Source organism: Paenibacillus sp. MMS20-IR301 (assembly GCF_032302195.1).
GTDB lineage: Bacteria > Bacillota > Bacilli > Paenibacillales > Paenibacillaceae > Paenibacillus_AQ.
Map to the genome: position 1 here is coordinate 718843 of NZ_CP135275.1, position 22196 is coordinate 741038.

The window sequence follows — 22196 nt, forward strand, 5'->3', positions numbered from 1 at the left end:
CCCCTTCACTGTAATTCTTTATTTATCTCAATAATGGAAAAGCAAGAATAGTATCGAGTACCGGAACAGTTATGATCGCGGCGGCTATAATTTTACTGCGCGGGTTGGCCAAATTGACTGTCCAGCCGAAACCGCGATTGTTCGGGACGATGAGTGCCGGATCTTCAGGATTCACGTAGATACTGCCAAGCCACTTCCAGTGCCTCTCCTCCAGTGAAGGTATATCCCTTAGCTGATCAATACCTTTGATTCGCATGTAAAGGATAACACCGGTTAGGGCGACTAGGAGGGCTATGCAGAGCGACATCCCGGAGAGGAAGAGCAGATTCCCTTTCCAGCGGTACAATGCGCTGGCTTGTGCGACCCCATAGAATACAACCATCAGGAATGAGGTGCCCCAAGCCAGAAGCGAATGGATCTTCTTATGCTGCAGCTGTTTTTGCAGCGAGCCTTTCCGGTCATGAGGGTCGAGTGATGTTCTAGCCCGGCTGATCAGCAGATGATAGCAGACGAACACAGTGATATTCAGCGCTTGCGTAATGTTCAGCATGAACACGGTCCACCAGGTTTTGTAAAAGGTAATCATACCGAGATGCAGGACATGCGGAATCTGATCCCACCGCATAATTGCGCAGAAGGTGCATATTGCCATAACACCGGCATTTGCTGAATACCACCAAAAGCTCAGCCCCGGCCTATGATTCCGGCCGGCTGCGAGGCTGGCTGCGCGCTTCGTCTGCCGGACAACCTGCCAGCCTCTGGCTGTCTTCAGGCGTTGCACGGATCTTCGGCTGAGCCATACAGTGAAAAATGATGCAGCTATTATAAGCAAGAGGGATGCCGTCCAAATCAGGAGAGCCCGCGCCGGCTGATGGCGCAGCCAAGACAAGCAAGCGCCTCCGATGACTGCCGCCAATCCGGCGGTAAGCAAAGCGTAATTCCGGCGGATGGCACGGACAGACGGGTCCTTCAAAGCATCCTCCGGCAGCACGATGCCGAACAGGACTGTACGCAATCCGAGATAGACCCGCAAGCTAAGCATCAGGGCAAGGATCAAATAACTGCTAAATATAATAATTGCCGGTTCTTCTACCAACGTTATTCCCCTCCTCGAATCGTAATGATATCCCGGTACACGGATCTGCTCTGCTGGGCAAAAACCTCTTCGGCCATGCCCCTTACGGCAGCCGCTGCCGCAAGGGACCTCAGCTGCCGCCGGAGCTTGTCCTCGAACACCTCTGTTACACCGGGCATCCCGTCCGGCTGAACGATAACGCCCTTTTTCCGGTGCACTTGAAGCAGGCCCTCCTGTTTGAGCAAATTGTAGGCTTTGTTGACAGTATGGAGATTGATCCCGAGATCCTCTGCCAGGCTGCGGATCGACGGAAGCGGATCCCCGGGCCGCAAAGCGCCGGAGGCGATCCCTTCGACGATCTGGTCAACCAGCTGCGTGTAAATGGGGGTGTCCGACTGCAGATCAAGCTCTATGAACACGAATATCCCTCCTTGTAATGTTGTAAGAAATCTAATCGGATGGTAATACATGTTAAATTGCATTTGTTATATTACATGTATAACATATATATTTAAGTCCGCGCAAGATTCAGTTGAAAATAATTCCATATGAACATATCCAAAAAAATATTGAATTGTGAGATATTATGGGTTCATCAATCGTGTTGATTAGTAGGAGGCGAAATCTTCTTCGGCAAAGAAATTCCGGTGAATAACTGAATATAAAAAAGCAAAGCACCAATTTTTTAACTGGCGCTTTGCTTTTTTGAGTTTACAGCGAGGTGGCTGTGACATCAAGCCGCATCCGCGGTGCCGGTCCTCCGGGCGTCTCAATGACACCGGTAGTAACGAAGCCGGCGGATTCATAAAAGCTTAGCGCCTGCCTGTTGGCTGTTACCTCAATGGGCAGCCCGTGCTGTGTAAGGTCAGCGACCAGTGCGCTTGCGACGCCTTGGCGCATCCGGGCAGGATCAGTGAACAGATCCTCAAGTTCCAGGAAGCCGCCTGCCGGGTATGCCGAGGCAAAGCCGGCAATCAGGCTGTCCACTACAGCGACACGTACGAACGGCAGCATGCTGTCGTCCCACACGAACCATTCAGGATGGGCAGCGGCTAGCTCACAGCCGCCTTCGGCAGACAGCGATGCAGAACGGAAGATCACGCGCAGCGTATCCGCGTCGTCAAGAACTGCATTTCTGATGATTAGTTCAGATGAGGGGGATAAGGGTTTTTTATTCTCCACGTTCAAGCCTCCTTTTGATTATTCTACTATAACCCGGAGCATAAAGATGATAGGATAACCTTTTAGAAGGGAAGTGAGGATCGAACCAGGTATAGTGCCGGTTCTTAATCTGGGAATGCAGCTGGATTTACGTTCACTGCTTAGTTTTGATGATTTTTGTTCCCATTCTGGTCCTTACGGACCGTACAGCCTTTATTTTCCGTTTTTCGGCCTTTTCGCCAAGCTAACGGACCACAGCGCCGTTATTTCCTCTCCGCAGAGCCCTTTTTCATTAAAAATCAGCAAATAACGTCCATGGTGTCCGTTGGCCTGCGAAAAATCGAGTAGTATTCGAAATAAGAGCTCCTGTGTCCGTTGGCGATAAGCAGACTCCGGGCTTCGGTAGAATGAGGGTGGGGAAGGTTCTGTTGCACAAAGTACAATTACTCCATTCAGGAGGTGTTTAACTTCTTCAAAAACAGAATGAGAACAAATAAAATAACTGAATTAGAAAGAGAGTTAAGATTTTACCAGCCGTTATTTGAATACGTATCTTTTGATGTTCAGTGGGTGATGTTAAACAGGCGTCTATTAAGAATTTTGTTATTGAATGTGGAAGCCATGTATGAAATGGAGCTGCCGGCTGAGGAAATAAAGATCAATTTAGACGATCAGACTATCGAATATATCCAAATGCTGACTAACTTTTTCGACAATCGAATCGTTACCTTACGGGAGTATTTTGATCAGTATTACATATCCATTCAACCGTTAATGCAAACATCGCCTGACTTTTTTTATGGTTATTTCGATTATGTTTCCAAACTTTTAACGGGTATTAACGCTGAAATTTTAACGAATCAAATCTCTCTTCTGCAGCTTCGATATTTGAATAACTATGTACTTTACTTTTATATGGAAATTGTCCAAGGCATAAACAGATACGAAACAGTTACCAGAGAGCTTGAGCAGTTACAACAATAAGCAGCGGCCCCCCCGGCTAACCGGAGAACCGCTGCTTTAATCATTCTGGGCGCTGTTCTTATTGCGCCGTATACCCGCCGTCGATCAGCAGGGTGGAGCCGGTGACGCCTTTCAGGCGTTCGCTGGCAATCAGCATGGCGTAGTCGGCGATTTCTTCAACCGCCAGCAGGCGCTTCTGCGGAACGAGCGGATAGATCACTTCTTCGAGTACGCTCTCGAGCGGCACATTGCGGGTTCTGGCCAGATCCTCCAGCTGTCCGCGGACAAGCGGTGTATCCACATAACCCGGACAGAGCGCGTTCACCGTAATGCCGTGGGCGGCACCTTCCAGCGCGGCGACCTTGGTCAGCCCGATCAGGCCGTGTTTGGCACTGTTATAGGCAGCTTTGCCGGCAAAGCCGATGACGCCGTTGATCGAGGCCATGTTGATGATGCGGCCGTAGCCTTGTTCCTTCATAATCGGGAAGGCATGCTTGATGCCGATAAAGGCGCCGGTCAGCATCACCTTCAGCATGAACTCAAACTTTTCCACCGGGAAATCTTCAATCGGCGACACATGCTGCAGTCCTGCGTTGTTCACCAGAATGTCCAGTCTTCCGTAGACCTCTTTGGCTTTGGCAATTGCCGCGCCATATTCATCTTCCCGGGTAACGTCACATCTAAGGCCATAGGCTTCATAGCCCTGGGACTTCAGCTCTTCGGCAGCAGCTACGGATTGCTCCTCGCGTACATCGGAGATAACCACTTTGGCACCTTCGTGTGCGAACTTGCGGGCAATTTCCAGACCGATACCACTGGCAGCACCGGTAACGAAAGCTACTTTATTCTCCAAAAATCGGCTCATTTCAGCAAAACCTCCATATGGATGAATTAGAATATCGACAGAACGATGGCAAGAGTGAAGACGGCGAGCGTTTTCAAACAAGTGATGGCAAAGATATCTTTATAGGATTGCTTATGGGTAAGTCCCGTAATCGCGAGCAGGGTAATGACGGCACCGTTATGCGGTAGGGTATCCATCCCGCCGGAGGCCATAGAAGCAATTCTGTGCAGCAGCTCCGGGCTGATGCCGAGCGTATCTGCCATGGTCATATAGGTTTTGCCCATAACTTCCAGGGCGATGGACAAACCGCCTGAGGCGGAGCCGGTAACCCCGGCGAGAATGTTCACGGACAACGCTTCCGAGATCAGCGGATGATCACTGATGTTCATGATCCATTCCTGAATGGATTTGAAGCCTGGCAGCGTTTTCACAACATTGCCGAAGCCGACTTCAGATGCGGTATTGAAGATAGCGAGCAGGGAGCCCATGGCAGCGGCGGTAAGACCGGCAGCCATTTTGCCTTTAACCTGGCGGATATTGATGCAGCCTGCAGCGATAACCCCGATACAGAGGGCGATGATCAGCGACCAGCTGGACGACACGGTTTTGACATTGGCGATATTGAAGGTTTCCAGCAGCTCGCTGCTGTACCAGTTCGTTACGGACATGGAGGTTCTGCTAAGAACAAAGTTGAAGACGAGCACCAGCACAAGCGGCAGAACGGAGATCCAGATATTCGGATATTTGGCGTTCTCCAGCACTTCCGGCTCGTTTTTATGATTAGCGCCATAACCTTCGCCGTTAGCAGCAGCCTGCTTGCGCCGGCGCTCCAACCACCACAGGCCGCCGATGAAGACGATCAGTGCCCCGATGATACCGACGAGCGGGGCGGCATAGGCATCAGTTCCGAAATAAGTGGTCGGGATAATGTTTTGAATCTGCGGCGTACCCGGGAGGGCATCCATCGTATAAGTGAAGGCGCCAAGGGCAATCGTTCCGGGAATAAGCCGTTTCGGAATATCTGCTTCACGGAAGATTGCTACTGCGAACGGATAGACTGCGAAGGCTACGACGAACAGCGACACACCGCCATAAGTCAGTACGGAGCAGGCGAGTACCACAGCCAGCATAGCCCGCTTGGAGCCGAGTGCTTTGACGATCGTCTGGGCGATGGAAGAGGCAGCGCCGCTTAGCTCCATCATTTTACCGAATATAGCTCCCAGAAGGAAGATCGGGAAAAAGTTTTTAACGTAGTTCGCCGCATTCAGCATGTATACTTCGGTGTAGCTCGGCATCAGGGCGACCCCTGAAATGACTACCGCAAGCAGTGTGAAAATCGGTGCAAAAACGATAACCGGAAATCCCCGGTAAGCGAAGAACATCAGCAGGCCAAGCGCCAGAACGATGGCTAAAACCTGAATAACCATGTGAACCCCCCTCAATAGATGTGTAACCAAGACCTTTTCTTAACGATAACCGTAGCTCTGGTCCAGAAAATATTAAATATGCTTTCGTCCCTTCCAACCTTGTGCGCGCAGGTTACTGGTTTGTTGGTAACGCTTACATACAAAGTGTACAACAGCATCTTCCAGGCGTAAAATTCAGTCGGTGCATGAGATCCATGAAAAAATTTTATGGATAAGCAGGAGAATATCCGGCGGGCTGCAGTTTAGGCAGAAGCTGATTTTTTTGCTGCTTGCATTATTTTTGCATTAAGGCTATTATAGATAAATAAAGTCTGTAATACAAAGGCGTTTTTTATTCTGCTGATCTAAGGGGGTGCAAGACATGAAGTATTCTAAGGCAACGAATTATGCGCTGCATACGATGCTATACCTGGTAGCCTTCACTCCGGATAAGCCCGCTAACGTGCAGCAGCTGGCGGAGAAGCAGGGCGTATCGCCTACGTATCTGTCCAAGATTTTGACGAAGCTGGTGAAGGCGGGGCTGATCGAGTCTGCATCAGGTGCGAATGGCGGGTACCGTCTGCGGCGCAGGCAGGAGGAAATCTCCTTCCTGGACATCATCCATGCAATTGAAGGTACGGCATCCCTGTTCGACTGTACGCTGGACCACCCCAGTGAGTGTCTGATCCAGCAGGAGATGGTGAAGGCCGAAGGGCAGATGGAGGATTACCTGAAGAACAAAATGATCTCCGAGCTGGCCGGAAAAATGGCAGAGCACCTGAATCACGCCTAATGTGCAGCAGCCAAAGAGAGCGTAACTTGCTGACAGAAACGCTGTCGTCCCTGGCAAGGAGGGTGCAGCTGTTTCTGTCGGGATTTATATATATGGGGCGGTGGGATCTCAGGCCTTTTCGCGGATATTAACAGTCTGTTAAGTCTGCGAAGGAGATGATTTTATAGCAATAAACGGTTATGAACTTAACAAGAGAGGATTGATTATTAATGAGTAACGGATTATTTGACCCGCAGGTATGGGAGACCGCCTGGAAGGAAGATCCCAAGGCAATGAGCAATAAGTTCAAGGCCATGGGGATGGACCCGCACCACAGCTTCGACCATAAGGCCAAGGTGTTTAATGAAGAGGTATTCAGCAGCGGAGGAAAAGCCAGAAGTGAACGGATTATCAGCTGGATGGAAGGGCAGGGAGTGGATTTTGCCGGACTGACGGTTCTTGATATAGGTGCGGCCTCAGGCGGCTTCACAGTTCCTTTTATCGAGCGGGGGGCTAAGGTTACGGCGGTAGAGCCTAATGTTCCATTAGCTGAGCTGTTCCGGCAAAATACTGCGGGAGCTGCCCCGGGCCAGGTGGAGCTGGTGAGCGAAGCGTTTGAGCATATCGATATTGCGGCAAAAGGCTGGCTGAACGCCTTCGATCTCGTATTTGTATCCATGTGTCCGGCGGTATTTGACTGGGAGAGTGCGGAGAAAGTCATTAGCTGTGCACGGCAATACTGCTACATCAGCATGTCGGCTGGTGTGCAGGAGCATGGCCTGATGAATGAGGTGCTGCCGCTGCTGACCGGCCGGGAGGTGCATGCAGAATCTTCAGATATGGCGTACCTGCTGCAGCTGCTGTATTTGAAGGGTTACACCTATGAATCTATTGTGACCCGGGAAACGAAAAGCAAGGAGTTGTCCATAGAGGCGGCGCTTAACGAAGTGATGGAAATGCTGCCTTTGCATCATTTGAATGATACGGAGACAACCCGGAAGATTATTACAGAATATTTACACACGACTTACCCGGAGCAGAAGGTGGTAGTCCGCCAGGGAGGGCGGTTCGGCAAGGTGCTGATTAAGCTGCAGGAGCTGAATATGTACAGCAGGGCATCCGCCGTGAGCAAGTAACCGGTCCGCAGCCGGTATTCTGGAGATTGTCTTTCCCGCCAAAGATGTTATCATAGAGTAGATCCCTGCGCGGGATCTATTTTATTATCCGGGAGGACTGAGGGCAATGAGCAAGCATATTTTCGAGCATGACCTGATGAGGAAAGTGGGTGAAATCTACTATGAGCCGTAGTACCGGTACGATTTCACTGCGCGAGGAGCTGGTGCAGCAGCTGGTGTATCTGGATGAGCACCGCTTCACCATCCTGGACCGGATGGCCTGGGAGTCAGCGGCGGAGCGCTCAGAGATTCAGGACTTAATCAAGAGATATCAGGCAGCGGTGGAGCAAATTCTGGCCGGAGACAACAGCGGGCTTGAACGTTCAATGGTTCTAGCCGGCTCCTTCGTCTCCCTGCAGATCGGCCAGGAAACGCTGAAGGATGCATACCGGATTGTGATTCCGGGTGAAGCTGAGCTGGATGAATTCTGCATCTCCATCTGGTCCCCGATGGGCCGGGGACTGCTCCTGGCCTGTCCCGGAGATACCGTCACGATCCAAACCCCGTTTGGCAGTGATGAGGTGCTGATTCTGGATAATGTATATGCAGGAATAGCCTAGTACAATGAAAACAGGCGTCTCCCGTCATTCTAAGGAGCTGCGAGGAAATTAGTACCAGCTATTGTTGGCAAAATCTCCACGGTTTTGGGAGTTTTGCCGGCAAATTAGCGGTGCTTTATTTCGTCGCAGTCTCTAAGATGACAGGGGACGCCTGTTGCTGCTGGGATAAGATTTACAGCTCCTCTACTTCACGAAGCCATAGGGCGGCGGAAGCATCGCTCGGCATACGCCAGTCGCCGCGCGGCGAGAGGCTGACCGTCCCGACCTTCGGTCCGTCCGGCAGGCAGGAGCGCTTGAACTGCTGGGTGAAGAAGCGGGTGATGAACACCTTCAGCCAGGATACAAGCTGCTCCTTCGGATACGCCTCGCCGAAAGCATGCCGGGCGAGGTAGAGCATTTTGCCGGGAGAAGCACCCGTACGCAGCATGTAATACAGGAAGAAGTCATGCACAATGTAAGGTCCCAGAATATTCTCGGTCAGCTGGACAATCTCGCCGGTCGCCGAAGGCGGCAGCAGCTCCGGGCTGATTCCGGTCTCGATGATGCTGTAGAGGAATTTATTGACGGTCTCATCGGCCTCGTGGTCCGCGTACCAGGCCACGACATATTGGATCAGCGTCTTCGGAATGCCCGAGTTCACGCTGTACATCGACATATGGTCACCGTTATAGGTACACCAGCCAAGCGCGAGCTCCGACAAATCGCCGGTGCCGATGACGATGCCGCCGTTCTTGTTGGCCAGATCCATCAGAATCTGTGTACGCTCGCGGGCTTGGACATTCTCATAGGTCAGATCATGCACATCTTTGTCGTGGCCGATATCCTCGAAGTGCTGGAGACAGCTCGCCTTGATATCCACGACCAATAGCTGAGCGCCAAGTGCCTTGATCAGGCCGACGGCATTGTCGTAGGTCCGGTTCGTCGTGCCGAAGCCCGGCATGGTGACGGCCAGCACATCGCTGGCCGGACGGCCGAGCAGCTCCATCGCCCGCACAGCGACCAGGAGGGCAAGCGTCGAATCCAGGCCGCCGGATATACCAATCACTGCCTGCTTGGTGCCGATATGGCGGATGCGCTTCATCAGGCCGGAGGTTTGAATCGAGAGGATCTCCCGGCAGCGTTCATCACGCTGCAGCGGATTGCCCGGCACGAACGGATTCATGCTGATAGCGCGCTTCAGCTCACGCCGGCTGTTATCGCGGACCGGCGAAGTGTAGAGCAGCTCCCGGTAGTTGCGGCCGCCCTTGCCGGCGCGGAAGGTGCCCATCACCGTGCGGGAATACTGGACCCGCGGCAGGTCGATATCGGCCGTGATCATCCGGCTCTCATGAGTGAAACGTTCGGACTCGGCCAGCAGCTGGCCGTTCTCAGCGATCAGGGAGTGCCCGCCGAAGACAACATCCGTTGTCGACTCGCCGGTATTACAGCTGGCATACACATATCCGGCTACGCAGGATGCGGACTGGCTGGTAACCAGCTGGCGGCGGTAGTCGGCTTTGCCGACCAGCTCGTTGCTGGCGGACGGGTTGAACAGCAGCGTCGCTCCGGCTTGGGCCAGCAGACTGCTTGGCGGAACAGGTACCCAGAGATCCTCGCAGATCTCCACGCCAAAGGATATATTTCCGTTACTCTCACAGGCAAAAATCAGATCATTGCCGACAGGTACGGCGCTGCCGCCGATCCGCAGCTCGGTCACTTCCAGCTCTTCGGCGCCGGCGAACCAGCGCGGCTCGTAGAATTCGCTATAACCGGGAATGCAGGTCTTCACGACAATGCCGAGAATCCGGCCCTGCTGGAGGACTGCCGCGCAGTTGAACAGCCGGCTCTTGATAGAGACCGGCAGCCCGGCAATGACGATCATCTTATGCTCAGCTGTGGCAGCCGTAATCCGGAGCAGAGCCTCCAGCGCGGCCTCCTGCAGCTTCGGCTGCAGAAACAAATCTGCACAGGTATACCCCGTAATGCACAGCTCGGGGAGCACCAGATACTCTACCTCCTGCTGGTCAGCCTCATGTATAACTTTAATAATCTGTTCCGCATTAAACGCGCAGTCAGCCACCCGCAGTTCAGGGGAAGCAGCGGCCACCCGTGCGAATCCGTAATTCTGCATTCAGTTCACCTATCCTTTATTGAGGTACACTTTCTATCTAATAATTGTACCCATGAAATGCCATTGGTAACAAGCAGCGATTTGCAGAAGCGCTTCCATTTGCCGGCTGGCGGGTATAGAATATATGGATATGCTCTATTTAATAGTACGAAATACAGAAACGGATAGTTGGAAGTGGAATCTAGGATAAGGAGGATTACTGCTGTGTTTAAAGGAAAAGAACTAATCGGAGAGATTAACGCTACCGTGGTGCCTTACGGCTGCCTGGCGGTCTGGTTTCTGGGACAGGCCAGCGTCATTATCAAGGGCGCGGATGTAACGGTCTATATTGATCCATACGTATCACCGGACCCGGACCGGAGCTTCCCGCCTCCTGTAACACCGGAAGAGATAACGAATATGGAGGTCTGCCTCATCACCCACGATCACTCGGATCATCTGGATGAAGCAGGCTTGCCTATAATGGCCGCAGGCAATCCTGCAGCACAGTTCATGGCACCGGCGGTCTGCCTGGAGCGTCTGCAGGAGCTGGGCATCCGGAAGCAGCAGCTCATGGCAGCGTTACCCGCTGAAGAGACGGAGCTTGTGCCCGGACTGCAGGTGATTCCTGTAGCGGCGGCTCATGAGGAGCTTGAGCTTGATGAAGCGGGCCAGCCGAGGTATGTCGGCTACATCCTGCAGCTGAACGGGGTTACCCTGTACCATTCCGGAGATACGGTGCTGTTCCCGGAGCTGATCGAGGAGACCCGCAGCCGGAATATCGACCTTGCCCTGCTGCCGATTAACGGCCGGGATTATTACCGGAACAGCCGAGGTATTGTCGGCAACATGAATTACCGGGAGGCGGCTGAGTTTGCCGCGACCAGCGGATTTGAGACTGTCATTCCGCTGCATTATGACCTGTTCGCCGGGAATGCTGAGAATCCGGGATATTTCGTTGATTACCTGTACCGGAATTTCCCGGAGCAGAAGTTCCATATGATGGCCAGAGCAGAACGGTTCGTATATGTGTCCGCGCAGGCTTTTAAGAGATAATTAGGTTACTGGGACGCAGGATAGAGCAGAGACACCTGATATTTACTCAGGAAATCGATCCATTCCGCAGACGGCTGCTGATCAGTAACGATGTAATCGACCTTGTCGAAGCTGAACAGCCGGATGAAGGCGATCCGGTCAAACTTGGAGTGATCGGCAAGCAGCACCACCTTGTTCGCCTGCTGCTGCATCAGCACCTTCAGCTCGGTCTCCGCTTCGTTCGAATCGCTGAGCCCGCCGGTCATGGAGAGCGCCTTGCAGCTGAAGATGGCGACATCCACATTATATTTCAGAATCGTCTGCGAGGCAGTCGGCCCTACAAAGGAGCTGGTCTCCGGCCCCAGAATCCCCCCTGTGGAAATAAGCTTCTGCCCGGAATGCTGAAACTCTGACAATACCGCCAGTGAGTTGGTGATGATTGTCAGATTTTTTTTGTCCTCCACCATCCGCCGTAAGCCTTCAAAAGCCGTCGTGCTTGTGTCAGTCATCACACTGTCCCCGTCATTGATCAGCTCAAGGAGACTTGCGGCAATCAGCCGCTTCGCTTCAATATTGACCTGGTGCCTGTGGGAGTAGGACGGGTCTTCATTGGTATGGGCATTCAGGATGGCCCCGCCGTAATTCTTTTTGGCAATACCCTCCTTATCGAGCCGGTCCAGATCGCGCCGGATGGTCTCCTCCGATACACCAAATTTCTGCGCCAGATCGGCAACGTGAACCTTCTTATGCCTGTAGAGCTCATTGATTACCAGATCCCGCCGTTCAAATGCCTTCATCACTTTGACCACCCTTGATTTGATCTTTCTTTATCATCGTAACTACTAGTGTACTACAACTTGCTGTCAAGGTTAAAGCTTCATATCCGTAATAATACCACAATTATTTCGATAATATCACACAAAACCACATATAAAACTAATTAAAGTGTGGAATAGTGTTGACTTTATGAGTCTTGAAATCTATGATGAAGTAGAAAAGGATTGGCCGGCGTAGCCTGGACCACAAGCAGGGGCTTGTAGTGCAGCATATTTGACAACGCTTACTAATCCATAGCTTCAACTCCGTTCAGCAGTAATGAAATTATTCATTTATTTATGAATTCCGGGGAGGAACAGCAGTGACAGCAAATTATCCGAAGATTGGTATCCGGCCGACGATTGACGGCAGAAGACGCGGGGTGCGGGAATCGCTGGAGGTCCAGACCATGGGCATGGCACAGCGTGTGGCGGCGTTTTTGCAGGAGCATTTATTTTATCCGGACGGGTCGCATGTGGAATGTATCATTGCCGATTCAACCATCGGCGGGGTGAAGGAAGCGGCAGCAGCAGCACAGAAATTCGCAGGAGCAGGGGTAGGCGTGTCGATTACGGTAACCCCTTGCTGGTGTTACGGGTCGGAGACGATGGATATGGATGCCTCCATCCCGCATGCGGTCTGGGGATTTAATGGAACGGAGCGCCCCGGGGCGGTATATCTGGCGGCAGTGCTCTCGGCTTATGCGCAAAAGGGCATTCCGGCCTTCGGCATCTACGGTGAGGATGTGCAGGAGTCGAGCAGTGAAGAAATTCCGGCGGATGTGCAGTCCAAGCTGCTGCAATTCGCAAAGTCCGGGCTGGCGGCAGCAATAATGAAAGGGAAATCCTATCTGTCCATGGGCTCGGTCTCGATGGGGATTGCCGGTTCGATCGTGAACGAGCAGTTCTTCCAGGAGTATCTTGGCATGCGCAATGAATATATCGATATGTCTGAATTTGTCCGGAGATTTGAGGAAGGCATCTATGATCCGGAGGAATTCGCGCGCGCACTGGCCTGGGTGAAGGACAACTGCCGGGTTGGCGCGGATAATAACCCGCAGCATCTGCAGCTTAGCGAGGAAGTTAAGGAAGAGCAGTGGGAGACTTGTGTGAAAATGGCGCTGATTGCCCGCGATCTGATGACCGGCAATCCAACGCTTGCGAAGCTGGGCTTCGAGGAAGAGGCGAATGGCCATAATGCACTGCTCGGCGGCTTCCAGGGCCAGCGGCAATGGACAGACCATTTCCCGAACGGGGATTTCATGGAGACGATCCTGAATTCCTCGTTCGACTGGAATGGCAGACGGGCGCCTTATATGGTCGCCACCGAGAATGACAGCCTGAACGGGGTCACCATGCTGTTCAATTATCTGCTGACGAATACGGCGCAGATCTTCGCCGATGTCCGCACCTTCTGGAGTCCGGCTGCTGTGAAACGGGTTACCGGCCATGAGCTGGAGGGAGCTGCGGCGGGCGGTCTGCTGCATCTGATCAATTCCGGTTCAGCCGCGCTGGACGGAACCGGAGAGCAGAGCAAGGGCGGCCAGCCGGCGATCAAGCCGTTCTGGGAGATTACTGACGAAGAGGCAGCTGCCTGTGTGGCGGCGACCCAGTTCCGCCCGGCCTCGCAGGAATATTTCCGCGGGGGCGGCTTCTCCACCGACTATTTGACCAAAGGCGGAATGCCGGTTACTATGGCCCGGCTCAATCTGGTCAAGGGTCTTGGACCCGTGCTTCAGCTGGTTGAAGGCTTCACGGTGGAGCTGCCGGAGGCTGTGCATGATACGCTGGACCAGCGGACCGATCCTACCTGGCCGACCACCTGGTTCGCACCAAAGCTGACCGGCAAAGGCTCGTTCCAGTCCGTCTATGATGTAATGAACAACTGGGGCGCGAACCATGGAGCGATCAGCTACGGGCATATTGGTGCCGATCTGATTACCCTGGCCTCGATCCTGCGCATTCCGGTCAGCATGCATAATGTGGAGGATTCCCGGATATTCCGGCCGCGTGTCTGGTCGCTCTTCGGTACAGAGGATCTGGAAAGCGCCGATTACAGAGCCTGCCGGAACTTCGGGCCGCTCTACTAAATCTTCAGATGAAGCGGGTGCGGGATGAAGGGTGAAGTGAGAATCATTAAGCTGCTGGCTGTCGACCTCGGCGCCAGCTCCGGCAGGGTTATGCTGGGAACCTATGCTGAAGGGCGGGTGGCGGTGGAGGAAATCCGCCGCTTCCCCAATCTGCCGGTGGAGGCGGACGGGCATCTTTACTGGAATGTTCCCCAGCTGTTTCAGGAAATCAAGCTGGGAATCAAGGCAGCTGTGGACAGCCACGGACCGCTGGAGGCTATGAGCGTCGATACCTGGGGAGTTGATTATGGCTTCCTGGATGAGCACGGGGAGCTGCTGGGTCTGCCGCATCATTACCGGGATCAGCGGATGGAAGCCATCGCTTCCCGGCTGGAGGCTGCATTGCCGCCGGAGGAGCAGTTCCGGCTGACCGGCAATCAGTCCGGTACAATTAATACCGTCTATCAATTATATGCCGACCTGCAAGGTGATCCCGGACTGCGGGCGGGAGCAGGGCTGCTGCTGATGATGCCTGATCTGTTCCATTATATGTTAAGCGGCATGGCGGCAGCCGAGCAGACTATCTGGAGCACCAGCGGCCTGCTGCAGCCGGACTCTGCCGCACCGGCGCTTGAAGTGCTGCGCCGGCTGGAGCTGCCGGCGGAGCTGATTCCCCGGCTGGTTCCGGCCGGCACCGTACTCGGTGAACTGCGGCCCGAGCTGCAGGCGGAGCTGGGTACAGGACCGCTGAAGGTGATAGCCGGCGCTTCCCATGACACGGCTGCTGCTGTCGCTTCGATCCCTTACGGTTCGGATTCCGGGCCGGACGGATTTGGCGGGAGCCGGGGAATACGCCCGGAGATGAGTCAAGGCAGGAGTCCAATGCACAGCACTGCTGGAGCTGCAGCTCCGGCCGGCTCCGCCGCATTCATCAGCTGCGGCACCTGGTCGCTGGCCGGCCTCGAGACAGCAGAGCCGGTACTGAGCGCTGAAGCCTGTTCCTACGGCTTCACGAATGAGAGCTGCTTCCGCGGCACCAACCGGCTGCTGAAGAATATCACCGGCCTGTGGCTGCTGCAGGAGACCCAGCGCGGCTGGGCAGAGGCGGGCGAGCCGCTCAGTCATCAGGAGGCGGCTGCTCTTGCAGCGAACCTTGACCGGTCCACAGCAAGGGTAGCCATACTGGACCCGAATGATCCCGTGTTCAGCACACCGGGGAATATGCCCCTGCGGATTGAATCCTATTGCCTGCGCACCGGCCAGCCGGTGCCGCAGACCAAGGCGGAGATTATCCGCACCATTCTGGAAAGTCTGGCTGAAGCCTATGCCGGAACGATCCGGGAGCTGGAGCTGCTGACAGGAACTCCGGTCAGCTGTATTCATATGGTCGGCGGAGGTATTCAGAACACGCTGCTGTGCCAGCTTACCGCCGACGCCACCGGCAAAGAGGTGATCGCCGGACCAGTCGAGGCCAGTGCGACCGGCAACATCGTAGTGCAGCTTGCAGCATTAGGTGTAATTGCGGCTGCAGATGCCCGGTCCATTGTCGAGCGGTCGTGTGCACCTGTCAGCTATCTGCCGGCTTCATCTACTATTCACAGCAATCAAGGAGGACAATTATGAATACCAGGGAAGAGGAATTACGCCTGCTTATCTGCGATATCGGCCGTAATTTGTTCAATAAGGATTTTATCGCCGCGAATGACGGCAATATTTCGGCCCGCCTGTCAGCTACGGAGGTGCTGGCTTCTCCAACCGGAGTCAGCAAAGGCTACCTGAAGCCGCATATGCTGGTCAAAGTAAACCTGCAGGGGGACATCCTTGAAGCTGCAGAGGGCTACCGGCCATCCACTGAAGTGAAGATGCATCTGAAGATTTACAATGAGCTGCCGGAAATGGGCGGTGTGGTTCATGCGCATCCGCCGTATGCTACGGCTTTTGCCATCAAGGGTGAATCCCTCGACAAAATGATGATGCCCGAGTCTGTAATTGCCATGGGAGACATTCCGCTGGCGGCTTACGGCACGCCTTCGACCGAAGAGATTCCTAATTCGCTGATTCCCTTCCTGGGCAAGAAAACCGCTGTGCTGCTGGAGAGCCATGGCGCATTAACCTGGGGGAAAGATGTGATGGGCGCGTATATGAATATGGAGCGGCTGGAATATACGGCGAAGCTGACCTTCCTGACGCGGATGATCGGCGGGGAACGGGAGCTGCCGCAGCACCGGATTGAAGAGCTGGTGGCGTTGCGGTCCTTTTACGGAATGTAGCGGTGTGAGGCTTAAGTTTAAGGAGGACAGACCGTTATGCTCAAAAAAATTCCCAAGCTGCTCTCACCGGAGCTCGTCCGCATCCTGATGGAGATGGGCCACGGTGACGAACTGGTTCTGGCCGACGCCAACTACCCGGGACACGGGCTGCATTCCAGGGTGCTCCGGGCCGACGGCATTGGTATTCCCCGGCTGCTGGACGCCATTCTGGAGCTGCTCCCGCTCGATCACTACGCCCCGGCGCAGGCGGCATTCATGGCCGTAGTGGAAGGTGATCCGACCGTTCCGGTCATCTGGGACACCTACAAGGAGATTTTGGCCAGACATGACGGCGAAGCAGTCGTTGAGTATGAAGAGCGTTACGATTTCTACAACCGCTCGAAGCAGAGTTACGCAATCCTTATCACTGGCGAAGAAGCGCTGTACGGCAATATCATCCTCAAAAAAGGGGTAATCCCGCCGGATGCTGAAGCCTGACGCTGAAGCCTGAAACTATGATCATCTTCAGCTGTAGTTCAAGCAGGCCGCCCGGCATTTGCCGGGCGGCCTTAGTGCTGTGCTGAGCGCTTATGCTGCGCAGTGTGCTGAAGGGTTACCTGGGATGTCGACGGATTGTTGGGAGATGGTGGGAAGTAACGTGGTAACCGTCGCGGTAGCGCAATGTATTCGGTTTTTCACATATAAATGGTTTGGTTATCGTCGGGTAGCGCAATGTATACGGTTTTTCATATACAAATGGCCTGTTTACCGTCGGGGTAGCGCAATGTATACGGTTTTTCATATACAAATGGTCTATTTACCGTTGAGGTAGCGCAATGTATACGGTTTTTCATATACAAATGGACCGGTCACCATCGCGGCAGACTATACCTTTTACACAATCCCGATGTGTACCGGACTAGAACAAAAAAAGTGCCCCGTAAGCCGCCTAACCGGCCGGGGCACTTATATTATAGCTCGCTGTAAATCCGCCTTAGTAGTCTTGCACTTTCCTGCATATGTTCCTCCGGCGTGCTCTCCAGCAGTCCATGAATATGCGGGCGCTTGTACTTCATGTAATGAAGCAGCGGGGTGAAGTTCAGCAGCCCCTGTCCGGCCGGAACGATGTGCAGCCTGCCGTCAATAATCGTGAAATCCTTCAGATGCAAGACAGCGATCCGGTCGCCCAGCAGTTCTAATGCTTCAGCGACTATCCGGTCCTGATCCAGGTAATTCTCCGGCGTCATCAAATTGGCAGCGTCGAAAATAACCTGCAGATTATGCGAGGACACTTCATCCAGCAGCCGTCTAGTCAGCTGGGCTGTATACAGCGGATGGTTGATCCCTGCCTCAATGCCCACGGTTACCCCGAACCGCTCTGCTTCGGCTGTCATCTGCTTCACAGAGGCTACAACCTGCTGAAAGGCTTCTTCCGTAAAGTTATCCGGCGTATATCCCCGGCTGGTGCTGCCTGTCTCCGTACCCACCAGGCTGGCACCGAAATCACGGGCCAGCCGCAGATGTGTGCTGAAATCGTGAAGCGCCTGAGCACGCCGGGCAGGATCGGGATCAATGATGTTCACGTAACATCCGAGAACGGCAATTTGAATTCCAGCCTGGCGGAAGGCGTTGCCGTAATAGGAGGCTGAACCGGGGCTGAGTGCACTGAGTGCAGGAACGCTCTCCGGGAACGATTTATGCAGCGCGAGCTGAATAGCGGGGAAGCCGTGCCTGCCCAGCTTCTCAATCAGCTGCGGCAGGGGGCAAGGGTTGAAATCGTGGGCGCGAACACCCAATTGCATAGGAACAGTCATATGTAATCTCCTTCCCGATTTAGAATCAGTTAACGAACATTCTGTTTACCACACCAAGCATTTGCGGGAACTGAACTTACCGGAACTGAGTCTAGCGATACTAAGATTGTTGAAACTCTTTCTACCGATCCCTAGCCCACGCTACTCGTTCTATCGTTACTCATCCACCTAACACACACTCTACCGATACTCATCCACCTAACACACACGCTACCGTTACTCATCCAACTGATACGCACACTACCAATCCCATCCTGCCGCTATCCTTGCGGACATCAGAGCCGTTATCCTCTGCAAATTGTCGATTTTTAGATTCTTACGGACATGAGGGACTTTATTTCCGCAGTAATGTGCAGAATTGGACGTTTCCGGAGCGGATAAAGGCTCTGTGGTCCGCAAGCAGCGGGAAATCTGCATATTGAGGCAGATAAGGTCACCTGTGTCCGCAAGGCGGCTGCAGGTGACCTGGCATACGATTATGGCACTATATTGTGTTGCCTGGAAATAGCTCCTGCCAGGTGCCCGTCTGCTTAAGCGCCTCGGCAACGAGTGCTGCAATCTGCTGCGCACCGAATTGCGAGAAATGGGTATCATCCGTGACTCCATCCGGATAATTGGGCCGGCTGCCCGGCGGCAGATGCATGAACAGCTGTGCCGAATCCCCGGCTCCCAGGCGGCGGAAGAGCTGCTGGGAAGCAGCGAATATGTCCAGCAGCGGGGTGCCCGTCGCTCCGGCAACTTCCCGGGCCGCCTGCGGGTACAGACCGACCGCTTCCGGATCAGGCTCACCTTCCGGTGTGAAGCGGCGGCGGCTGACGGAGGTGAGCAGCACCGGGTAACCGCCCAGGTTACGGGCGGAATCAATAAAGCTGCGCAGATTGTGACGGTATTCGGTCTGCGGATCGGTATACCGCAACGGGTCTTCAATCTTCTGGTCGTTATGGCCGAATTGGATCAGCAGGAGATCCCCGCTGTGGAAATCCTGCTCAATATCGGCGAGCCTGCCTTCGGCCAGGAAGGAGCGGGTGCTCCGCCCGTTGATTGCCCGGTTCTCCACGTGAACTCCGGGAGCAACATGCTGCGCCAGAAATTCACCCCAGCCGGCCATCGGCCATTCACCGCCGCCCTTCCGGGCAGCGGTGGAGTCTCCGGCAATGAAAATTGTCGGCATTGTCAGCACTCCTTTACCGGGCGCTGACAGCTTCGCTGCCCGCGGTCCGGAAGCCGAAATAGCCGGCTGCATTATTGTAGGAGATATCCTCGACCATCCGGCCGAGCAGCTCCAGATCATCCGGTGCCTCTCCGCGCTCGGCAAGTTCGCCGATCAGCTCGCATAGCACCCGGCGGAAATACTCATGACGGGTATAGGAGAGGAAGCTGCGCGAGTCGGTCAGCATACCGACGAAATTACCGAGCAGGCTGTTGTCAGCCAGCATTGTCAGCTGCTGGCGCATTCCGCTGCGCGTATCGTTGTACCACCAGCCGGAGCCAAGCTGCAGCTTGCCTGCGGTGTCTTTTTGATAACAGCCCATCAGCGCCAGCAGCGAAGGATAATCCCCCGGATTCAGCGAGTAGAGGATTGTCTTCGGCAATCCGGCTCCGCTCTCCGCCCGGTCAAGCAGCTGTGAGAGTGCTGTCGTCAGCGGCAGATCATTAATGCCGTCGTATCCGGTATCCGGTCCGAGCTTCTTGAACATCGGCGTGTTGTTATTGCGGTAAGCATGCAGATGCAGCTGCATCGTCCAGCCTTTGTCATGGTAGAACCCGATCAGCGCCGTGAGCAGCTCTGTACGGTAAAGTGTAACTTCCTGCGGGGTCAGCTCGCCGCCCTGTAGTCTTTTAGCAAAAATAGCTGCAACTGCTTCCGGCTCACCCGCCTCGTACCGTAGCACATCCAGTGCGTGGTCGGACAGGCGGCAGCCGTTCTCGTGGAAAAAGTCCACACGGTCAGCCAGTGCCGCAAGCAATGCGTCATAAGTCTGCACCGGCTGTCCAGCAGCCTGCTCCAGCTTGCCGATCCAGGCAGAGAAGCCTTCGGCATCGATATTCAGCGCCTTGTCGGGACGGAAGGTCGGGAATACCTGGAAGGCCGTTTCTTCCTCACTAAGTAGCTTGTGATATTCCAGCGAATCCGCCGGATCGTCGGTCGTGCAGATGACTTTGACGCCGGAACCCCGGATCAGGCCGCGCCGTGTGAAGGCCGGTTCAGCCAGCTTGCGGTTCACCTGCTCCCAGATGGCCGGGGCGGTAGTTTCATTCAGCAGCTCATTTACACCAAAGAAGCGGCGCAGCTCCAGATGCGTCCAGCTGTAGAGCGGATTGCCGACCGCTTTTGGCAGTGTACGGGCCCAGGCCAGGAATTTATCATAATCGGAAGCATCCCCGGTAATATGGGATTCCGGCACGCCGTTCGCCCGCATCAGCCGCCACTTGTAATGGTCACCGTAGAGCCAGGCGGCAGTCAGGTTCGCAAATGGTTTATCCTCATAGATTTCCCGCGGGTCAAGATGGCAATGGTAGTCAACGATCGGCATGGTTTTGGCATGGTTGTGATAGAGCTGGCGCGCCGTCTCGCCGGATAACATGAAGTCTTCGTTAAGAAACATGGATAAGATCTCCCCTAGAATGAATTTGGATAAGATTTATAGTGTTACACCTGTTTTGAAAATAGCCAGCTCACGCACCTGATTTTGCTCATTCCGTGTTTTTTGGCCGCTGGCGACACTGATGATATAAGTAATGAACTCTTCCAGCACATCCGCCATCGGCGTTTCCAGCAGCGGCCCGGCGTTGAAGTCCATCCAGTGGCCTTTTTTGGCAAAAAGATCGTTATTGGTCGCCACCTTCACCGTAGGCACAAAGCTGCCAAACGGCGTTCCGCGTCCCGTAGTGAACAGCACCAGCTGGCAGTCCGAAGCGGCGAGGGCAGAGGCGGCTACGAGGTCGTTGCCGGGAGCCTGCAGGAGGCTTAAGCCTTTTTTGCGCAGCTTCACGCCGTATTGCAGCACATCCACCACTGGTGACGTTCCTGCCTTCTGGGTGCAGCCGAGCGATTTATCCTCCAGGGTGCTGATGCCGCCGGCCTTGTTCCCGGGAGACGGATTCTCATACACAGGCTCGCCGTAGGAGAGGAAATACTGCTTAAAGTTATTGATCAGCGACACGATATCCTCATAGACTTCGCGGCTTTCTGCACGGGCCATCAGCATTTTCTCCGCGCCGAACATTTCCGGCACCTCAGTCAGCACCGAAGTGCCGCCCTGGGAGATGATGAAGTCGGAGAAGGCACCCAGCAGCGGATTAGCGGTAATGCCGGAGAATCCGTCAGAGCCGCCGCACTTCAGGCCGATATTCAGCTCACTGAGCGGAACCGGCTCACGGACATCATCCTTCGCAGCTTCGTACAGCTCATCCAGCAGGGCGCGTCCGGCTTCAACCTCATTGCCCACCTCCTGGGCGACCAGGAATTTCACCCGGGACTCATCGTAATCCCCGAGCATGCTGCGGAATTCAGCGACGATATTGTTCTCGCAGCCGAGGCCGAAGACGAGTACACCGCCGGCATTGGGGTGGTTAACCGCATCGAGCAGAATGCTGCGGGTCATGCGGTGATCATCGCCGAGCTGCGAGCAGCCGTAAGGATGACTAAGCACGGTAAGGTTGTCGAAGCCGCCGAGATCCGGGTGCTCATCCTTGAACTCCTGCAGCATCTGCTCAGCGATGCCGTTTACACAGCCGACAGTCGGGATAATGAACAGATCATTGCGGATGCCGACCTTGCCGTTCTTGCGGCGGTAGCCCTGGAAGGTCAAGTCCCGGCGTGGATAGGTAACCTGATGGATATCCGGCACATATTCGTATTCTTCTTCACCAACCAGATTGGTTTTGATATTGTGCGTGTGAATCCAGTCACCGGCGGCAATCGGGGCAATGGCATGACCGATCGGGTAGCCGTATTTGGTGATGACATCCTCCGGCTGGAAAGCCGTCAGGGCAATCTTATGCCCCTGCGGAACATCCTGGGCGGTCTGCACGGTCACTCCGTCTATAGTGAGCTGTTCCCCGGCCGGAATCGGCCGCAGGGCTACAGCTACGGTATCTCTGGGGTTCATTTTCATTAAGTGCTTCATGTTGACCCTCCTAAAGTTTTGATAGCATAGACTAAAGTT

20 protein-coding genes are annotated in these 22196 nt (G+C 54.2%); 9 read left to right on the forward strand and 11 right to left on the reverse strand.

Going from position 1 to position 22196, the window contains the following annotated elements:
* Positions 1–22 precede the first annotated feature (22 nt).
* The 3 genes from LOS79_RS02885 to LOS79_RS02895 all read right to left on the reverse strand — a co-directional run bounded on the left by LOS79_RS02885 (position 23) and on the right by LOS79_RS02895 (position 2257).
* Positions 23–1096: a DUF5808 domain-containing protein gene (locus LOS79_RS02885; RefSeq protein WP_315416134.1), complete on the reverse strand. Its 1074-nt coding sequence runs from the start codon at positions 1094–1096 to the stop codon at positions 23–25.
* Between the two features lie 2 nt (positions 1097–1098).
* Positions 1099–1494 (reverse strand): GntR family transcriptional regulator, encoded by a 396-nt coding sequence (locus LOS79_RS02890; protein ID WP_315416136.1) that lies wholly within the window; start codon positions 1492–1494, stop codon positions 1099–1101.
* 292 nt (positions 1495–1786) lie between these two features.
* Positions 1787–2257 carry a GNAT family N-acetyltransferase gene (locus tag LOS79_RS02895; protein WP_315416138.1) on the reverse strand — a complete coding sequence of 157 codons (471 nt, stop codon included), beginning with the start codon at positions 2255–2257 and terminating at the stop codon, positions 1787–1789.
* 462 nt (positions 2258–2719) lie between these two features.
* On the opposite strand from LOS79_RS02895, the gene LOS79_RS02900 reads away from it, so the two are divergent.
* On the forward strand, positions 2720–3220 hold the full coding sequence (locus LOS79_RS02900; RefSeq protein ID WP_315416140.1) for a hypothetical protein: 501 nt from the start codon (positions 2720–2722) through the stop codon (positions 3218–3220).
* A gap of 58 nt (positions 3221–3278) precedes the next feature.
* Here LOS79_RS02900 and LOS79_RS02905 read toward each other — a convergent pair whose 3' ends face one another.
* Positions 3279–4064, reverse strand: coding sequence for a 3-hydroxybutyrate dehydrogenase (locus LOS79_RS02905; protein WP_315416141.1), 786 nt, complete (start codon positions 4062–4064; stop codon positions 3279–3281).
* Between the two features lie 26 nt (positions 4065–4090).
* Complete coding sequence (locus LOS79_RS02910) at positions 4091–5470, reverse strand: GntP family permease (RefSeq protein WP_315416142.1); 1380 nt, start codon at positions 5468–5470, stop codon at positions 4091–4093.
* 361 nt (positions 5471–5831) lie between these two features.
* On the opposite strand from LOS79_RS02910, the gene LOS79_RS02915 reads away from it, so the two are divergent.
* The 3 genes from LOS79_RS02915 (at position 5832) to LOS79_RS02925 (ending at position 7956) form a co-directional block, all read left to right on the forward strand.
* Positions 5832–6242: an RrF2 family transcriptional regulator gene (locus LOS79_RS02915; RefSeq protein ID WP_315416144.1), complete on the forward strand. Its 411-nt coding sequence runs from the start codon at positions 5832–5834 to the stop codon at positions 6240–6242.
* Between the two features lie 209 nt (positions 6243–6451).
* Positions 6452–7357: a methyltransferase domain-containing protein gene (locus LOS79_RS02920; protein WP_315416145.1), complete on the forward strand. Its 906-nt coding sequence runs from the start codon at positions 6452–6454 to the stop codon at positions 7355–7357.
* A 161-nt stretch (positions 7358–7518) separates the two neighbouring features.
* The gene (locus LOS79_RS02925) at positions 7519–7956 is read left to right on the forward strand and encodes a GreA/GreB family elongation factor (RefSeq protein WP_315416146.1); all 438 of its coding nucleotides are present in this window, start codon (positions 7519–7521) and stop codon (positions 7954–7956) included.
* A 172-nt stretch (positions 7957–8128) separates the two neighbouring features.
* Here the strand turns inward: LOS79_RS02925 and LOS79_RS02930 are convergent, their stop codons facing one another.
* Positions 8129–10066, reverse strand: a complete 1938-nt coding sequence (locus LOS79_RS02930) for an NAD(+) synthase (protein ID WP_315416148.1) — start codon at positions 10064–10066, stop codon at positions 8129–8131.
* A gap of 204 nt (positions 10067–10270) precedes the next feature.
* Here LOS79_RS02930 and LOS79_RS02935 point away from each other — a divergent pair, with 204 nt between their 5' ends.
* Positions 10271–11101: an MBL fold metallo-hydrolase gene (locus tag LOS79_RS02935; RefSeq protein WP_315416149.1), complete on the forward strand. Its 831-nt coding sequence runs from the start codon at positions 10271–10273 to the stop codon at positions 11099–11101.
* A gap of 5 nt (positions 11102–11106) precedes the next feature.
* Here LOS79_RS02935 and LOS79_RS02940 read toward each other — a convergent pair whose 3' ends face one another.
* Positions 11107–11877 carry a DeoR/GlpR family DNA-binding transcription regulator gene (locus LOS79_RS02940; protein WP_315416151.1) on the reverse strand — a complete coding sequence of 257 codons (771 nt, stop codon included), beginning with the start codon at positions 11875–11877 and terminating at the stop codon, positions 11107–11109.
* Between the two features lie 341 nt (positions 11878–12218).
* On the opposite strand from LOS79_RS02940, the gene LOS79_RS02945 reads away from it, so the two are divergent.
* Genes LOS79_RS02945 through fucU form a run of 4 tightly spaced genes read left to right on the forward strand, consistent with a single transcriptional unit; the run spans position 12219 to position 16711 of the window.
* On the forward strand, positions 12219–13985 hold the full coding sequence (locus LOS79_RS02945) for an L-fucose isomerase (protein ID WP_315416153.1): 1767 nt from the start codon (positions 12219–12221) through the stop codon (positions 13983–13985).
* 36 nt (positions 13986–14021) lie between these two features.
* On the forward strand, positions 14022–15587 hold the full coding sequence (locus LOS79_RS02950) for a rhamnulokinase (protein WP_315416155.1): 1566 nt from the start codon (positions 14022–14024) through the stop codon (positions 15585–15587).
* Complete coding sequence (locus LOS79_RS02955) at positions 15584–16234, forward strand: class II aldolase/adducin family protein (RefSeq protein ID WP_315416157.1); 651 nt, start codon at positions 15584–15586, stop codon at positions 16232–16234. Before LOS79_RS02950 ends, LOS79_RS02955 begins: the two co-directional genes overlap by 4 nt.
* Before the next feature lie 36 nt (positions 16235–16270).
* Positions 16271–16711: an L-fucose mutarotase gene (gene fucU, locus LOS79_RS02960; RefSeq protein ID WP_315416159.1), complete on the forward strand. Its 441-nt coding sequence runs from the start codon at positions 16271–16273 to the stop codon at positions 16709–16711.
* 473 nt (positions 16712–17184) lie between these two features.
* Here fucU and LOS79_RS02965 read toward each other — a convergent pair whose 3' ends face one another.
* The 4 genes from LOS79_RS02965 to LOS79_RS02980 all read right to left on the reverse strand — a co-directional run bounded on the left by LOS79_RS02965 (position 17185) and on the right by LOS79_RS02980 (position 22157).
* Entirely contained in the window at positions 17185–18015 is an 831-nt protein-coding gene (locus LOS79_RS02965) for a sugar phosphate isomerase/epimerase family protein (protein ID WP_315416161.1), read from the reverse strand.
* Between the two features lie 496 nt (positions 18016–18511).
* Positions 18512–19198, reverse strand: a complete 687-nt coding sequence (locus LOS79_RS02970; protein WP_315416163.1) for a rhamnogalacturonan acetylesterase — start codon at positions 19196–19198, stop codon at positions 18512–18514.
* 13 nt (positions 19199–19211) lie between these two features.
* Positions 19212–20633 carry a glucuronate isomerase gene (gene uxaC / locus LOS79_RS02975; protein WP_315416165.1) on the reverse strand — a complete coding sequence of 474 codons (1422 nt, stop codon included), beginning with the start codon at positions 20631–20633 and terminating at the stop codon, positions 19212–19214.
* Positions 20634–20669: 36 nt separating this feature from the next.
* On the reverse strand, positions 20670–22157 hold the full coding sequence (locus tag LOS79_RS02980; RefSeq protein WP_315416167.1) for a UxaA family hydrolase: 1488 nt from the start codon (positions 22155–22157) through the stop codon (positions 20670–20672).
* Positions 22158–22196 lie beyond the last annotated feature (39 nt).

Coding starts and splice junctions, on each gene's coding strand:
- LOS79_RS02930 (WP_315416148.1), bottom strand. CDS start 10,066: ATGCAGAATTACGGATTCGCACGGGTGGCCGCTGCTTCCCCTGAACTG.
- LOS79_RS02940 (WP_315416151.1), bottom strand. CDS start 11,877: ATGAAGGCATTTGAACGGCGGGATCTGGTAATCAATGAGCTCTACAGG.
- LOS79_RS02900 (WP_315416140.1), top strand. CDS start 2,720: ATGAGAACAAATAAAATAACTGAATTAGAAAGAGAGTTAAGATTTTAC.
- LOS79_RS02910 (WP_315416142.1), bottom strand. CDS start 5,470: ATGGTTATTCAGGTTTTAGCCATCGTTCTGGCGCTTGGCCTGCTGATG.
- LOS79_RS02905 (WP_315416141.1), bottom strand. CDS start 4,064: ATGAGCCGATTTTTGGAGAATAAAGTAGCTTTCGTTACCGGTGCTGCC.
- LOS79_RS02970 (WP_315416163.1), bottom strand. CDS start 19,198: ATGCCGACAATTTTCATTGCCGGAGACTCCACCGCTGCCCGGAAGGGC.
- LOS79_RS02980 (WP_315416167.1), bottom strand. CDS start 22,157: ATGAAGCACTTAATGAAAATGAACCCCAGAGATACCGTAGCTGTAGCC.
- LOS79_RS02915 (WP_315416144.1), top strand. CDS start 5,832: ATGAAGTATTCTAAGGCAACGAATTATGCGCTGCATACGATGCTATAC.
- LOS79_RS02965 (WP_315416161.1), bottom strand. CDS start 18,015: ATGCAATTGGGTGTTCGCGCCCACGATTTCAACCCTTGCCCCCTGCCG.
- uxaC (WP_315416165.1), bottom strand. CDS start 20,633: ATGTTTCTTAACGAAGACTTCATGTTATCCGGCGAGACGGCGCGCCAG.
- fucU (WP_315416159.1), top strand. CDS start 16,271: ATGCTCAAAAAAATTCCCAAGCTGCTCTCACCGGAGCTCGTCCGCATC.
- LOS79_RS02925 (WP_315416146.1), top strand. CDS start 7,519: ATGAGCCGTAGTACCGGTACGATTTCACTGCGCGAGGAGCTGGTGCAG.
- LOS79_RS02920 (WP_315416145.1), top strand. CDS start 6,452: ATGAGTAACGGATTATTTGACCCGCAGGTATGGGAGACCGCCTGGAAG.
- LOS79_RS02955 (WP_315416157.1), top strand. CDS start 15,584: ATGAATACCAGGGAAGAGGAATTACGCCTGCTTATCTGCGATATCGGC.